We start from the raw sequence: 13,410 nt of genomic DNA on the forward strand, positions 1-13,410 counted from the left end.
TCGTGTCAGAGCCGCGCCAGTCGGTCGATGGCTGTCTGGAGCGTCTCGTCCTTCTTGGCGAAGCAGAAGCGCACCACGCGCTGGTCGAAACCGTCGGCATAGAAGGCCGAGAGCGGAATCGCGGCGACGCCGATCTCGCTCGTGAGCCACTGGCAGAAGTCGGACTCGCCGAGGTCGCTGACCTCGCTGATGTCCACGCACTGGAAGTAGGTGCCGGCGCTGGGCAGCAGCTTGAGCCGCGTCCTGGCCAGGCCGGCCGCGAACAGGTCGCGCTTGTGCTGGTAGAAGGCCGGCAGTTCGAGGTAGGGCGCGGGGTCGGCCATGTAGCTTGCCAGCGCATGCTGCATCGGCGTGTTCACGGTGAACACGTTGAACTGGTGCACCTTGCGGAACTCGGCGCTGAGCGCCGCTGGCGCGGCCACGTAGCCAACCTTCCAGCCGGTCACGTGGTAGGTCTTGCCGAAGCTGCTGACAATGAAGGTGCGCGCCGCGAGGCCCGGGAAACGCGCCGCGCTTTCGTGGCGCGCGCCGGCGTAGACCATGTGCTCGTAGACCTCGTCGCTGATCACCAGCACGTCGGTGGGCGCGAGCAGTTCCTCGAGGCGGCGCATCTCCGCTTCGGTCCACACGGTGGCGCTGGGGTTGTGCGGCGTGTTGACGATGATGGCGCGCGTGCGCGGCGTGATCGCGGCCGCGATCTTGTCGAAGTCGGGGCGGAAGCTGCCGGGCGTGAGCGGCACGCGCACCACGGTGCCGCCGGCCAGGTCGATGTTGGGCGCGTAGCTGTCGTAGCAGGGCTCGAGCACGATCACCTCGTCGCCCGCGTGCACCACCGCGAGGATCGCCGTGATGATCGCTTGCGTTGCGCCGGCGGTGATGGTGATCTCAGTGTTCGGGTCGTAGCTGTGCCCGTAGAGCGTCGAGATCTTCGCCGCGATCGCTTCGCGCAGGGCGGGGATGCCGGGCATCGGCGGGTACTGGTTGTGGCCGGCCGCCATCGCGCGGGTGACGGCTTCGAGCAGCTTCGGGTCGCAGTCGAAATCCGGAAAACCCTGGCCGAGGTTCACTGCCTTCTTCTCGGCGGCGAGCGCCGACATCACGGTGAAGATGGTCGTGCCGACGGTAGGCAGCTTGGTCTTGACGTCGGGGGTGCGGGCGATGCTCACAGCTCGTAGTCCTGGTGATGACCGCTCAAGGCCTTGGCGATCAGGTTGCGATCGAGCCGGTCGGAGAGCAGCTCGGCGAATTTGAAGACGAAGTTGCGCAGGTAGGCGCTGCGCTTGAATGCGACGCGTGCGATGTTGGTGCCGAACACATGGCCCATCGGCCGCACCACGAGATCGGCATTGGAATCGTCGCGCACCGCCATCTCGGCCACGATGCCGACGCCGAGACCGAGCCGCACATAGGTCTTGATGACGTCGGAGTCGATGGCCTCGAGCGCGATGCGCGGCGTGAGCTTCTTGTGCGCGAACGCATGGTCGATGCGCGTGCGGCCGGTGAAGGAAGGGTGGTAGGTGATGATCGGCTCGGCCGCGATGTCCTCGAGCGAGATGCGCTCCTTGCTCGCGAGCGGATGCTCCTTGGGCAGCACGAGCACGTGCTGCCATTCGTAGCAGGGGATGGTCACGAGATCGGCGTAGTCGGACAGCGATTCGGTCGCGATGCCGATCTCCGCGATCTCGTCGATCACCATTCGCGCCACCTGGTCGGGCGAGCCTTGGTGCAGGCTCACGTTGACCTTGGGATAGGCCTCGCGCAGCTTCGCCACCGGCACCGGGAGCACGTAGCGCGCCTGCGTGTGCGTGGTGGCGATCGAAAGCGTGCCGCTGTCCTGGGCGCTGAACTGCTCGCCGATGCGCTTGAGGTTGCCGACCTCGCGCATGATCAGTTCGATGCTTGCGAGCACATGCTGGCCGGGTTCGGTCACGCGCTTGAGGCGCTTGCCGTGGCGCGCGAAGATTTCCACGCCCAGTTCTTCCTCGAGTTCGATGATGGCCTTGGACACACCGGGCTGCGAGGTGTGAAGCGCCTTGGCCGCTTCAGTCAGATTGAGGTTGCGCCGAACCGCTTCCTGCACGAATTTGAACTGGTGAAGATTCATAACAAATTCCGTCTTAATTCGGAATTCATTATGCCTTCGATGTCTATCGAAAGCACCGCAAGTTCAGGATTTGAGTGCCACGCGAGCCAGCAGATCGATCACTTCCGGCTCTTCGCCGACGGCCTGCGCGAGCGAGAAGACGACCCCCGGATGCAAGGCACGCAGCGCGTCGAGCAAGCCGGGCAGGTCTTCGCGCAGATGCTTTCCCATGCCGAGAAAGAGCGGCACCACGCGGATGGCGCCGGCCCCGCCGGCGATCAGCTCTGCCGCCGCGGTGCGCAGGTCCGGCGCCACCAATTCGAGGTAGGCGCAGGCGACACGGGCCGAGGGATCGAGCGCCGCGACGCGACGCGCCACGGCCTCCACCGGCGCACGCCAGCGCTCGTCGCGCGAGCCGTGCGCAAAGAGAACGATGCCTGTCGCGGCCGTCATCAGGGCCGCTACCGCCGCAGCACCAGCCAGCTGAAAGCGGCCAGCGACATCACCGTGTAGATCAGGCCGGGCGCCGCCGCCGTGATCCAGGGCCACCAGTTGCTGAGGTTGCCCAGGTAGCCGAACACGTTGTTCAACAGGAAAAAGCTGATGCCGATCATCACGCCGCCGAACACGTAGGCCGTGATGCCGGCCTGGCGGAAATGCAGGTAAGCGAAGGGCAGGGCGAGCACCACCATCACGAGGCAGGACAGCGGATAGAACACCTTGCGCCAGAACTCGATCTCGTAGCGCTGCGCGGTCTGGCCGTTGGCGTTGAGATGCTGGATGTATTCGAACAGGTCGAGCGTGCGCATGCGGTCCGGACGCAGCAGGGCGACCGACACCATCTCGCGCGTGAGCGAGCTCGGCCAGTCCAGCGCCGCAATCTTGGTGGTGACGATGCGGGCCCGGTCTGCCGCGTTGCGCGTGTCGTACTGCTGCCGTTCGACGCCGAAGAGCGCCCAATGGCCATCCAGGATGCGCGCGAAGGATGCGGTGGTCTGCGAGGTCACGAAGCCGTTGCCGTCGAACTCGAAGATGCGCGGATCCTTCAGCGTGCCGTCGCGCGCCATCGAGACCACGTTGACCGCGTAGGACATGTCGCCCTGCTTTTCCTTCAGCCAGGCGCCCGTGTTGCCTGCGAGCGTGAAGACGCCCTGGTAGCGCGACTTGAGCAGCTGGGCAGTCCGGTCCGAAGCCGGCGAGACATAGTCGCCGACAGCGAAGGTCAGGAACACGAAGCCAAGTCCCAGCAGCAGCAGCGTGCGCAGCGCGCGCCAGGGCCCGAGACCGCTGGTGCGCAGGATCGTGTATTCGGAGCTCTGCGCGAGCCGCGCCATCACGAAGATGGTGCCGATCAGCACGGTGATCGGCAGCAGCTCGTACAGGTGGCTCGGGATCAGCAGCGTCACGAAGACCAGGGCCTGGGCGGCCCCGTAGGCGCCGCTCCCCGGCTTGCCGATCGACTGCAGTTCGTCAACGAAGTCGAAGAAGAAGAACAGGCTCAGGAAGCCGAGGGTGACGAAGGCCACGGCCTTCAGCACCTCCACGTAGATCAGTCGACGGATGGTTTTCACGCGTGCGGTGGCGTTGCGGGCCGCAGGCGCGGGCGGCCCCAGTTGAAGTGTCGCTTGGCAAGCCAGAGCAGGCCGAGCAGCAGCGCGCCGCCGTGCAGCGCCAGCATGAAGCCGCCCATGCTGTAGCGGCCGGAGCCCACCCAGTTCTGGCCGAGATTGAGCATGTTGTAGTAGAGGACGAAAGCGAACAACGCGAAGAGCAGATTGCCGCTGCGGCCCACGCGCGGATTCACACTCGTCAGGGTCAGCGCCAGCAGCACGAAATTGATGGCCGCGAGCATCATGCCGATGCGCCAGGCCAGTTCGCCGCGATTGGCCGTATTCGGTTCCCGCAGCAGGGTCAGCGTGGTGCGGGTGCGCACCGGGCTCGTGTCCGTCGAGACCCCCTCGTCGCCGCCGACTTTGGCGCCGTAGGTGTCGAACTCGCTGATCTTGAGCTCCAGCCCATCCAATGTCCGCGAGACGCGCTGGCCATTGCTGAGCATGAGGTAGCGCGCTTCTCCGATGTCTTCCATGCGGCCGCTGCGGGCCGATGTGATGATCTGCATGTTGCGCTCGATCGAGGAGATGAAAACGTTCGTGGCGGTGGCGCCATCCGGCGTGTCCTTGTCGATGAAGAACACGCGGTTGCGCCCGGCCGACTCGCGGAACTCGCCGGGCGACACGCGCTCGATGTCGCCGCGGCGCTGGTACTGTTCGCGCATCCCCTGGGTCTGCGAGTTGGCCCATGGCCAGCCGACCAGCGCGAACACGGCGATCAGCAGCAGCACCGGCCAGGCGAAGCGGAACAGCGGCAGCGCGAAATCCGCCAGGCCGCGCCCGCTCGAGAACCAGATCACCATCTCGCTGTCGCGGTACATGCGCGACAGGGTGCCGACGATCGAGATGAACAGGCTGAGGCTCAGGATCGTCGGCATGTAGCCGAGCACCGTGTAGGCCATCACGAGGAAGACCTCGGACGGATTCACGCTGCCCCGCGATGCCAGTCCGAGCGTGCGGATCAGCATCATGGTCATCACGATGGTGGCCAGAACCACGAGGGTGGCGCCGAAGCTGCGGGACAGCTCCTTGCGTAAAGAGGAATGGAATAACATCGTCGAGGGAAAAAAAGGATTATGGACTTTCAACTCAAGACCCTCTCCACCGCTCAGGCTGCCGCCGAAAAAGCCGATGTGCTGATCGTGCTCGTTGCCGCCGGCACCACCCCCTCCAAGGATGCCATCGCCACATTGATCGCCGAGGCCCGCAAGGCCGGCGACCTCCCCGACAAGGCCGGCAAGCTGCTGGCGCTGTACCGCCCGGCGCACGTCGCGGCGCCGCGCGTGGTGCTGGCTTCGGTGGGCGACGGCAAGCCTGCGTCGGTGCGCGCCGGTGTGCTTGCCGCGGTCAATGCGGCCAAGTCCGGCGACCCCAGGCGCGTCCTCATCGTCTTCGCGCAGGCCGCGGACGCTGCCGGTCTGCGTTGCGCGATCGCCGCGGCCGCCGACGCGAGCTACGTCTACACGACCTCCAAGTCCAAGGCCGAGCCGCGCTCGATCCGCTACCTGGGCTTCGGCGTCACGGAGGCGGGGCCGCTGCGAGAAGCTTACGACGAGGCCACGGCCATGGTCGCGGGCATCGAACTGGCCAAGGAGTGGGGCAATCGGCCCGGCAACTATTGCACCCCCTCGCTGCTGGCCGATGCGGCGCGCAAGCTGGCCGCGCTGCCGTGCGTGAAGTGCGAAGTGCTGGGCCCGAAGGAAGTGGAGAAGCTCGGCATGGGGGCGTTCAGCGCGGTCGCGCAGGGATCGGCCGAACCCTTGCGCTTCATCGTGCTGCGCTACCAGGGCGCGCCCAAGGATGAGGCGCCGGTGGTCCTGGTCGGCAAGGGCATCACCTTCGACACCGGCGGCGTTTCGCTCAAGCCGGCGGCCGAGATGGACGAGATGAAGTTCGACATGTGCGGCGCCGCGAGCGTGCTCGGCGTGTTCCGCGCGCTCGGCGACATCCAGCCCGCCCTCAACGTGGTCGGGCTGATTCCGTCGTGCGAGAACATGAACGACGGCCGCGCGGTCAAGCCCGGCGACGTCGTCACCAGCATGAGCGGCCAGACCATCGAGGTGCTTAACACCGATGCCGAAGGCCGTCTGATCCTGTGCGACGCGCTGAACTATGCCAAGCGCTTCGAGCCGGCTGCGGTGATCGACATCGCCACCCTGACCGGCGCTTGCGTGATCGCGCTGGGCGGCGTGCGCAGCGGTCTCTTTGCCAGCGACGACACGTTGGCCGCTGCGCTCGAAGCCGCCGGCGAAGAAGCGCAGGACCGTTGCTGGCGGATGCCGCTGGACGAGGACTACGCCGAGGGCCTCAAGAGCAATTTCGCCGACGTGGCCAACATCGCCGGCCGCGCGGGCGGGGCGATCACCGCCGCCAAGTTCCTGCAGCGCTTCGCGGGCGATTTCCAATGGGCCCACCTGGACATTGCGGGCACGGCCTGGAAGAGCGGTGCGGCCAAGGGCGCGACGGGGCGGCCGGTCGGGCTGCTGCTGACCTATTTGCTGGAACGGGCCCGCAAGGCGGCCGTGAAGACAGCGCCGCGCAAGTCCCGCAAGAGCGCCAAGACCCGGTCGGCAACGTGACCGAGATCGACTTCCACTTCAACACGCCGGACAAGGTGAACTACGCCTGCCGGCTGCTGCGCAAGGCCGTGGGCGCGCGCGGCGCGCGTGTGGTGGTGGTGGCTGATCCCCAGTTGCTGGATGCGGTCGACCTGGCCCTGTGGACCTTTGCGCCGACCGAGTTCATCGCCCATTGCCGCAGCGACGGCGAGCCGCACACGGTGGCGCGTTCGCCGGTCGTGCTGGCCGAAAGCGCCGCTGCGCCGCTGCCGCATCAGCAGGTGCTGGTGAACCTGGGTGCGGAACTGCCCGCTGGCTTCGAACGCTTCGAGCGCTTGATCGACATCGTGAGCGCCGACGACGCCGACCGGCTCGCGGGCCGCAAGCGCTGGCGGCACTACGCGGAACGCGGCTATGCGATCCAGCGCCATGACTTTGCCGGGAGTACCGCCTGATGCAGCGCACCCCTCCGCGTTTCGTGCCCACGCTGACGACCGTGCTGGAGCTGCCGCCCGAGCCTGCGCCCGGTGCCGAGCCCCTGCCGGAGCCGGTCGCACCTGCAGTGCCCGAGCCCTCGCAAGCGGTCGCGCTGGACCCCCAGGCGCTGCTGTCGGAGGCCGACGCCTTCCGGCTCGAAGAGCAGTTGCTGCACCGCGTGTTGCAGCGCATCGACCTGTCGCTCGAGGAGCGCGTGAGCGACGCCGTGTCAGTTGCCGTTCAGCAGCAGCTCGACACCATGATCCCGCGTTTGCGCGGCGAAATAGAGACCGTGCTGCGTGCTTTGGTGAGCGAAGCGCTGGCCCAGGAGCTTTCTGACAACACAGGGTCTACGCCAGCATTTGGCGCACAAAGCTTGGGCTAAACTGCGCGCCAGGTCGAAAGCGCGGGGGCGCTACGGGTCCTGCGGCGCGGAACTTGCTGAGTCTTCGCACGCGGATCGATAGACCGCTATGTACTCTTATTTATCAATGTTCTGGAGGTTCCCATGCAATTGAAATGGACTGCGGTCGCACTGGCTGCTCTCACGCTCGTGGCTTGCGGCAAGAAGGAAGAAGCAGCTGCGCCCGCCGCGCCCGCACCGACTGCAGCGGCACCCGCGCCTGCCGCACCTCCGGCCGATGCACTGGTGGTGAAGATCGGTCACGTGGGCCCCACGAGCGGCGCCATTGCCCACCTCGGCAAGGACAACGAATTCGGCGCGCGCATGGCCATCGAAGACCTCAATGCCAAGGGCCTCAAGATCGGCGACAAGGTTGCCAAGTTCGAACTGCTGGCAGAAGACGACGCGGGTGACCCGAAGCAGGGCACCGCAGTGGCCCAGAAGCTGGTCGACAGCAAGGTCAACGGCGTGGTTGGCCACCTGAACTCGGGCACCTCGATCCCTGCTTCCAAGCTGTACAGCGATGCGGGCATTCCGCAGGTCTCGCCCTCGGCAACCAACCCCAAGTACACCCGCCAGGGCTTCAAGACCACCTTCCGCGTGGTGGCTGACGACACGCAACTCGGCGGCACGCTGGGCAAGTACGCGGTCGAAACGCTGAAGGGCAAGAACATCGCCGTGATCGACGACCGTACCGCTTACGGCCAGGGCGTGGCGGAAGAGTTCGAGAAGGCCGCCAAGGCCGCCGGCGGCAACATCGTCGGCCACGAGTTCACGACCGACAAGTCGACCGACTTCAACGCCATCCTGACCAAGCTCAAGGGTGCCAAGCCCGACGTGCTGTTCTTCGGCGGCATGGACGCGGTGGGCGGCCCGATGCTCAAGCAGGTCAAGCAGCTCGGCATGAACGTCAAGTTCATGGGCGGCGACGGCCTGTGCACCGGCGAACTGGCCAAGCTGGCCGGCGATGCGATCGGCGAGGAAATGGTCGTTTGCGCGGAAGCAGGCGGTGTCGAAGGCGACTTCAAGCAGCCGCTCGAAGACTTCAAGACCAAGTTCAAGGCCAAGAACGGCGTCGAAGTGCAGATCTACGCGCCGTACGTCTACGACGCGGTCAACGTGCTGGCCGAAGCGATGGTCAAGGCCGGTTCTTCCGACCCGGCCAAGTACCTGCCCGAACTCGGCAAGGTCCAGTACAAGGGCGTGACCGGCCCGATCGCCTTCGACGAAAAGGGCGACATCAAGAACGGTGCACTGACGCTCTACACCTACAAGGGTGGTGCGCGTACGCAGATCGCCGTGGTGCGCGGAGCGAGCTGAGAAGCCCGCTCGACAGCATGAAAAAAGGGCCTTCGGGCCCTTTTTTCATGCTGTCGAGCGGCTGGCATCGTTGCAGTAGTCGAAGAAGGCATCGAGCTCCTTCGACTTGTCGAACACGGCGTCCGCACCGAGCGCCATGCAGCGTGCGCGGATGTCCGCGTTGACGTAATTGCTGAGGACCACGGCGCGCTGTAGTGGCGTGCGCTCCCTGCAGTTGCGCAGCACGCCCAGGCCGGAGCCCTCCTTGAGGAACAGGTCCACGATCAACAACTGCCATTCGCTCGCATGGGAGGCCAGCCAATCGGTCGCGTCCTTCTCGGTCTCGGCCGCGCCGACGATCCGGGCATGCGCCAGATCCTCCAGGGCCGGAATCAGGTTGTCCCGGATGGTCCTGTTGTCTTCGACGAGGAAGGTGAAGAGGGCCATGTGGTTTCCGGGTTTCCGGGCTGTGGGAATGCCAGCCTAGCGCGGGAGGCCTGCCGGGTTCCTAGCGACAGCCGCCAACTCATTGCGTAGGAGAAAGCAGACGGACGCTCGACTGCCAACCGCGAGCGAATGCATCAGCCGGCGTCGCGCTCTCGTTCGGTACGCTTCTCGATCTCCTCCGCCAAGGTGGCGTTGACTTCGGCGAGCGTCTCGGCCGACTCGGCCAGCTTCTTTTCAAGCTGGCCGGTGTGCTCGATGGCCTGTGCGACGTCGCCCACCTGCACTTCGTCCGGAAGCTCCTGTTCCAGCACCGTGTTGATGACGGCCAGGTCATCGGATGCGCGCTGCACCTCGGCAGCCACCGCTTCGGTCTTGTCCAGGGCCTGATCGAGCGGCGCTGCGGCCCGATCCGGTTTGCTTTGTCCGGCCATCCGAGCTCCTTCTCTGGGGATGGAAAAAAGTAAGGCGATGGTACTCTGTCGCCCGACGACCCCCAAACGAAAAAGCCCCGGGTACGGGGCTTTCACGACGACTCCCATGTGCGATGGGAGGGAACTGAATCGGTTTTTCCTGGCGGAGCAGGCGGGATTCGAACCCGCGGAGGGCTATTAACCCTCACACGCTTTCCAGGCGTGCGACTTAAACCGCTCATCCACCGCTCCGAAGCCCGCGATTGTAGCAGCGGGGACGAATCGATCTCAGGCGGTGCCCGATGTCTTTCCGGCCTGCACCATGCGCATCGCCGAGGCGATGAGCGCCGCGGTCTCGGTCATGTTGCTCGGCACGATCAGCGTGGTCGTGGCGTCGGCCGCGACCTTGCCGTAGGCATCGACCGCGCGCTCGGCCACCTTGAGCTGCACGGCCTGTTCGCCGCCCGGCTGCCGGATCGCGGCCGCCACGCGCTCGATGGCGCCGGCGGTCGCCTGGGCCACCGCGGTGATGGCTGCCGCCTCGCCCTGCGCGTTGTTGATCTGCGCCTGCTTCTCGCCCTCGGAGCGAGCGATGAAGGCTTCGCGTTCGCCGGTGGCGATGTTGATCTGCTCCTGGCGGCGGCCTTCGGAGGCCGCGATCAGCGCCCGCTTTTCGCGCTCGGCCGTGATCTGGCGCTGCATGGCCTGGAGGATTTCCTTGGGCGGCGTCAGGTCCTTGATCTCGTAGCGCAGCACCTTCACGCCCCAGTTCAGCGCGGCCTCGTCGATGGCGGCCACGACCTGGGCGTTGATGATGTCGCGCTCCTCGAAGGTCTTGTCGAGCTCGAGCTTGCCGATCACGCTGCGCAGCGAGGTCTGCGCGAGCTGGGTGACGGCCACGATGTAATTGGACGAGCCGTAGCTCGCGCGCATCGGGTCGGTCACCTGGAAGTACAGGATGCCGTCGACCTGCAGCTGCGTGTTGTCGCGCGTGATGCAGATCTGGCTCGGCACGTCGAGCGGGATTTCCTTCAGGCTGTGCTTGTAGGCCACCTTGTCGATGAAGGGGATCAGGAAGTTGGGTCCGGGGGTCATCGTGTTGTGGTACTTGCCCAGGCGCTCGCGCACCCAGGCGTTCTGCTGCGGCACGAACTTGATCGACTGGCTGATGACGATGATCGCGATGACCAGGATGACGAGGGGGACTGCGAGTTCCATGAATGCTTCCTTTTCGGTTCTTGCTTCTTGTCAGATCTTGTCGACGACCAGGCGGCTGCCGACCACCTCGGCCACGCGGTGCTCGCCGATCGACGGCGTGCTTCCGGCGCGGGGCACCACGGTCCATTGCGCGCCGCGGTAGCGCACGGTGGCGGTGCCGTCGGGATTCCAGGCGTCGACGTAGACGCTCTCGCCGATATCCAGGTTGACGTTGCGGTTGGCGGCGGTCGGCGGCTCGGCCGGCCGCCGACGGCGGATGATGTGCCAGATGAGCACGGCGCCCACCCCCACCACCGCCGCGACCACCAGCTGGGTGGTCAGGCTGGCGCCCGCATGGGCCGCCACCGCCGCCGCAGCGAAGCCCGCGCTCAGCAGCAGCAGGTAGACCGTGCCGGAGAGCAGCTCCAGCACGATGGCCCCTCCCGCAATCAACCACCAGACGGTGGAACTCGCCATGACGACTCCTCTCTTTATTGAAGGCACGACATTCTGAGTCAAAAGCCGATCAATTCCTTCATCTGAATTCCGTACACTTCGCGCCTATTTGCCAGTCCGGAGCCGCGCTCATGAAATTCCGCTTTCCCATCGTCATCATCGACGAGGACTTCCGCTCCGAGAACAGCTCGGGGCTCAGCATCCGCGCCCTGGCGCAGGCTTTCGAGAAAGAAGGCTTCGAGGTGCTGGGCGTCACGAGCTACGGCGACCTGAGCCAGTTCGCCCAGCAGCAAAGCCGCGCCAGCGCCTTCATCCTGTCGATCGACGACGAGGAGTTCACCGTCGGCCCCGACCTCGACCCGGCCGTGCTGAACCTGCGCAACTTCATCGGCGAGGTGCGGCGCAAGAACGCCGACGTGCCGATCTACATCTACGGCGAGACCAAGACCTCGCGCCACATCCCGAACGACATCCTGCGCGAGCTGCACGGTTTCATCCACATGTTCGAGGACACGCCGGAGTTCGTGGCCCGCCACATCATCCGCGAAGCCAAGAGCTACCTCGAAGGCGTGCAGCCGCCGTTCTTCAAGGCGCTGATCGACTACGCGGAGGACGGCTCGTACTCCTGGCATTGCCCGGGCCACTCGGGCGGCGTGGCCTTCCTGAAGAGCCCGGTGGGCCAGATGTTCCACCAGTTCTTCGGCGAGAACATGCTGCGCGCCGACGTCTGCAACGCAGTCGAGGAACTCGGCCAGCTGCTGGACCACACCGGCCCGGTGGCGGCCAGCGAGCGCAATGCGGCGCGCATCTTCAATGCCGATCACTGCTTCTTCGTGACCAACGGCACCAGCACCAGCAACAAGATGGTGTGGCACCACACGGTGGCGCCCGACGACGTGGTGGTGGTCGACCGCAACTGCCACAAGTCGGTGCTGCACGCGATCATCATGACGGGCGCTATCCCCGTCTTCATGAAGCCGACGCGCAACCACTTCGGCATCATCGGCCCGATCCCGCGGAGCGAATTCGAGCCGTCGGCCATCAAGGCCAAGATCCGCGCCAATCCGCTGCTCTCGCACGTGGATGCCGACCGGGTCAAGCCGCGCGTGATGACGCTCACGCAATCGACCTACGACGGCGTGATCTACAACACCGAAACCATCAAGGGCATGCTCGACGGCTACGTCGATACGCTGCACTTCGACGAGGCCTGGTTGCCGCACGCAGCCTTCCACCCGTTCTACGGCGCCTACCACGCCATGGGCAAGCGGCGCGTGCGTCCCAAGGAGTCGCTGGTGTTCGCGACGCAGTCGACCCACAAGCTCCTGGCCGGCATCAGCCAGGCCAGCCACGTGCTGGTGCAGGATTCGCAGAACCGCGCGCTCGACCGCGACCTCTTCAACGAGGCCTACCTGATGCATTCGTCGACCAGCCCGCAGTACGCGATCATCGCCAGCTGCGACGTCGCGGCCGCGATGATGGAGCCGCCCGGCGGCACCGCGCTGGTGGAAGAGAGCATCCTCGAGGCGCTGGACTTCCGCCGCGCGATGCGCAAGGTCGAAGCCGAGTTCGGCGCGGACGAGTGGTGGTTCAAGGTCTGGGGACCCGAGAAGCTGGTCGAAGAGGGCATCGGCCGCGCGAGCGACTGGATCATGGAAGGCGAATCGCGCACCGGCACGAACGGCAAGAACGGTTCGCGCAACTGGCACGGCTTCGGCAAGCTGGCCGACGGTTTCAACATGCTCGACCCGATCAAGTCGACCATCGTGACGCCGGGCCTGGACCTGCAGGGCAAGTTTGCCGAGACCGGCATTCCCGCCAGCATCGTCACCAAGTTCCTGGCCGAGCATGGCGTGATCGTCGAGAAGACGGGGCTCTACAGCTTCTTCATCATGTTCACCATCGGCATCACCAAGGGCCGCTGGAACACGCTGCTCACCGCGCTGCAGCAGTTCAAGGACGACTACGCGCGCAACCAGCCGATGTGGCGCATCCTGCCCGAGTTCTGCCAGCAGCATCCGGGCTACGAGCGCCTCGGCCTGCGCGACCTGTGCCAGCACGTCCACCAGCTCTATGCGCGCTACGACGTCGCGCGCCTCACGACCGAGATGTACCTGAGCGACCTGACGCCGGCGATGAAGCCGAGCGACGCCTACGCGCACATTGCGCACCGCAAGACCGAGCGCGTGGAGATCGACGAGCTCGAAGGCCGCATCACCACCAGCCTGATCACGCCGTACCCGCCGGGCATTCCGCTCCTGATCCCGGGCGAGGTCTTCAACAAGAAGATCGTCGACTACCTCAAGTTCGCGCGGCAGTTCAACACCGAATGCCCGGGCTTCGAGACCGACATCCACGGCCTGGTGGCGCGCATCGACGAGAACGGCAAGAAGCGCTACTACGCGGACTGCGTCCGCAACGCCGACTGAAGAAGGATCAGCCACGGCGCAGGATTGCGCGCGGTGCTTTG

Annotated in this window: 14 protein-coding genes and 1 tRNA gene; 5 read left to right on the forward strand and 10 right to left on the reverse strand. The window is 65.7% G+C overall.

Going from position 1 to position 13,410, the window contains the following annotated elements; all coding sequences use genetic code 11:
- Positions 1–5: 5 nt before the first annotated feature.
- The 5 genes from ACSQ86_RS13170 to lptF form a co-directional block, all read right to left on the reverse strand.
- On the reverse strand, positions 6–1,166 hold the full coding sequence (locus ACSQ86_RS13170; RefSeq protein ID WP_436303931.1) for a pyridoxal phosphate-dependent aminotransferase: 1,161 nt from the start codon (positions 1,164–1,166) through the stop codon (positions 6–8).
- On the reverse strand, positions 1,163–2,104 hold the full coding sequence (locus ACSQ86_RS13175) for a CysB family HTH-type transcriptional regulator (protein WP_093107591.1): 942 nt from the start codon (positions 2,102–2,104) through the stop codon (positions 1,163–1,165). The genes ACSQ86_RS13170 and ACSQ86_RS13175 overlap by 4 nt, the downstream gene beginning before the upstream one ends.
- Positions 2,105–2,167: 63 nt before the next feature.
- Positions 2,168–2,536 (reverse strand): sirohydrochlorin chelatase, encoded by a 369-nt coding sequence (locus ACSQ86_RS13180; RefSeq protein WP_093107589.1) that lies wholly within the window; start codon positions 2,534–2,536, stop codon positions 2,168–2,170.
- Positions 2,537–2,544: 8 nt separating this feature from the next.
- A complete protein-coding gene (gene lptG / locus ACSQ86_RS13185; RefSeq protein ID WP_093107587.1) occupies positions 2,545–3,654 on the reverse strand; it encodes an LPS export ABC transporter permease LptG in 1,110 nt (369 codons plus the stop codon).
- Positions 3,651–4,748, reverse strand: a complete 1,098-nt coding sequence (gene lptF / locus ACSQ86_RS13190) for an LPS export ABC transporter permease LptF (protein ID WP_093107585.1) — start codon at positions 4,746–4,748, stop codon at positions 3,651–3,653. Before lptF ends, lptG begins: the two co-directional genes overlap by 4 nt.
- Positions 4,749–4,769: 21 nt before the next feature.
- Here lptF and ACSQ86_RS13195 point away from each other — a divergent pair, with 21 nt between their 5' ends.
- From ACSQ86_RS13195 to ACSQ86_RS13210, 4 genes are all read left to right on the forward strand, one after another.
- Entirely contained in the window at positions 4,770–6,272 is a 1,503-nt protein-coding gene (locus tag ACSQ86_RS13195; RefSeq protein WP_436308933.1) for a leucyl aminopeptidase, read from the forward strand.
- A complete protein-coding gene (locus ACSQ86_RS13200) occupies positions 6,269–6,706 on the forward strand; it encodes a DNA polymerase III subunit chi (protein WP_436303933.1) in 438 nt (145 codons plus the stop codon). Before ACSQ86_RS13195 ends, ACSQ86_RS13200 begins: the two co-directional genes overlap by 4 nt.
- Positions 6,706–7,113: a hypothetical protein gene (locus ACSQ86_RS13205; RefSeq protein WP_436290471.1), complete on the forward strand. Its 408-nt coding sequence runs from the start codon at positions 6,706–6,708 to the stop codon at positions 7,111–7,113. The genes ACSQ86_RS13200 and ACSQ86_RS13205 overlap by 1 nt, the downstream gene beginning before the upstream one ends.
- Positions 7,114–7,236: 123 nt before the next feature.
- On the forward strand, positions 7,237–8,451 hold the full coding sequence (locus ACSQ86_RS13210) for a branched-chain amino acid ABC transporter substrate-binding protein (RefSeq protein ID WP_093107577.1): 1,215 nt from the start codon (positions 7,237–7,239) through the stop codon (positions 8,449–8,451).
- Between the two features lie 45 nt (positions 8,452–8,496).
- On the opposite strand, the gene ACSQ86_RS13215 is transcribed toward ACSQ86_RS13210, so the two are convergent.
- The 5 genes from ACSQ86_RS13215 to ACSQ86_RS13235 all read right to left on the reverse strand — a co-directional run bounded on the left by ACSQ86_RS13215 (position 8,497) and on the right by ACSQ86_RS13235 (position 10,961).
- A complete protein-coding gene (locus ACSQ86_RS13215) occupies positions 8,497–8,877 on the reverse strand; it encodes a response regulator (protein WP_093107575.1) in 381 nt (126 codons plus the stop codon).
- 134 nt (positions 8,878–9,011) lie between these two features.
- Positions 9,012–9,308, reverse strand: coding sequence for a hypothetical protein (locus ACSQ86_RS13220; protein ID WP_093107573.1), 297 nt, complete (start codon positions 9,306–9,308; stop codon positions 9,012–9,014).
- Between the two features lie 140 nt (positions 9,309–9,448).
- A tRNA-Ser gene (locus ACSQ86_RS13225) sits at positions 9,449–9,539 on the reverse strand.
- A 36-nt stretch (positions 9,540–9,575) separates the two neighbouring features.
- On the reverse strand, positions 9,576–10,505 hold the full coding sequence (locus ACSQ86_RS13230; RefSeq protein WP_093107571.1) for an SPFH domain-containing protein: 930 nt from the start codon (positions 10,503–10,505) through the stop codon (positions 9,576–9,578).
- 30 nt (positions 10,506–10,535) lie between these two features.
- Positions 10,536–10,961, reverse strand: a complete 426-nt coding sequence (locus ACSQ86_RS13235) for an NfeD family protein (RefSeq protein ID WP_436308934.1) — start codon at positions 10,959–10,961, stop codon at positions 10,536–10,538.
- Between the two features lie 110 nt (positions 10,962–11,071).
- On the opposite strand from ACSQ86_RS13235, the gene ACSQ86_RS13240 reads away from it, so the two are divergent.
- A complete protein-coding gene (locus tag ACSQ86_RS13240; RefSeq protein ID WP_436303935.1) occupies positions 11,072–13,369 on the forward strand; it encodes an Orn/Lys/Arg decarboxylase N-terminal domain-containing protein in 2,298 nt (765 codons plus the stop codon).
- The last annotated feature ends 41 nt before the right edge of the window (positions 13,370–13,410 follow it).

The sequence above is a fragment of the Variovorax sp. LjRoot130 genome (genome assembly GCF_964253755.1).
Lineage (GTDB): Bacteria > Pseudomonadota > Gammaproteobacteria > Burkholderiales > Burkholderiaceae_C > Variovorax.

What these genes read in the sequence shown, in the direction of transcription:
- ACSQ86_RS13175 (WP_093107591.1), bottom strand. Translation starts at nt 2,104, where the DNA reads ATGAATCTTCACCAGTTCAAATTCGTGCAGGAAGCGGTTCGGCGCAAC.
- ACSQ86_RS13180 (WP_093107589.1), bottom strand. Translation starts at nt 2,536, where the DNA reads ATGACGGCCGCGACAGGCATCGTTCTCTTTGCGCACGGCTCGCGCGAC.
- lptF (WP_093107585.1), bottom strand. Translation starts at nt 4,748, where the DNA reads ATGTTATTCCATTCCTCTTTACGCAAGGAGCTGTCCCGCAGCTTCGGC.
- ACSQ86_RS13195 (WP_436308933.1), top strand. Translation starts at nt 4,770, where the DNA reads ATGGACTTTCAACTCAAGACCCTCTCCACCGCTCAGGCTGCCGCCGAA.
- ACSQ86_RS13205 (WP_436290471.1), top strand. Translation starts at nt 6,706, where the DNA reads ATGCAGCGCACCCCTCCGCGTTTCGTGCCCACGCTGACGACCGTGCTG.
- ACSQ86_RS13210 (WP_093107577.1), top strand. Translation starts at nt 7,237, where the DNA reads ATGCAATTGAAATGGACTGCGGTCGCACTGGCTGCTCTCACGCTCGTG.
- ACSQ86_RS13215 (WP_093107575.1), bottom strand. Translation starts at nt 8,877, where the DNA reads ATGGCCCTCTTCACCTTCCTCGTCGAAGACAACAGGACCATCCGGGAC.
- ACSQ86_RS13220 (WP_093107573.1), bottom strand. Translation starts at nt 9,308, where the DNA reads ATGGCCGGACAAAGCAAACCGGATCGGGCCGCAGCGCCGCTCGATCAG.
- ACSQ86_RS13230 (WP_093107571.1), bottom strand. Translation starts at nt 10,505, where the DNA reads ATGGAACTCGCAGTCCCCCTCGTCATCCTGGTCATCGCGATCATCGTC.
- ACSQ86_RS13235 (WP_436308934.1), bottom strand. Translation starts at nt 10,961, where the DNA reads ATGGCGAGTTCCACCGTCTGGTGGTTGATTGCGGGAGGGGCCATCGTG.
- ACSQ86_RS13240 (WP_436303935.1), top strand. Translation starts at nt 11,072, where the DNA reads ATGAAATTCCGCTTTCCCATCGTCATCATCGACGAGGACTTCCGCTCC.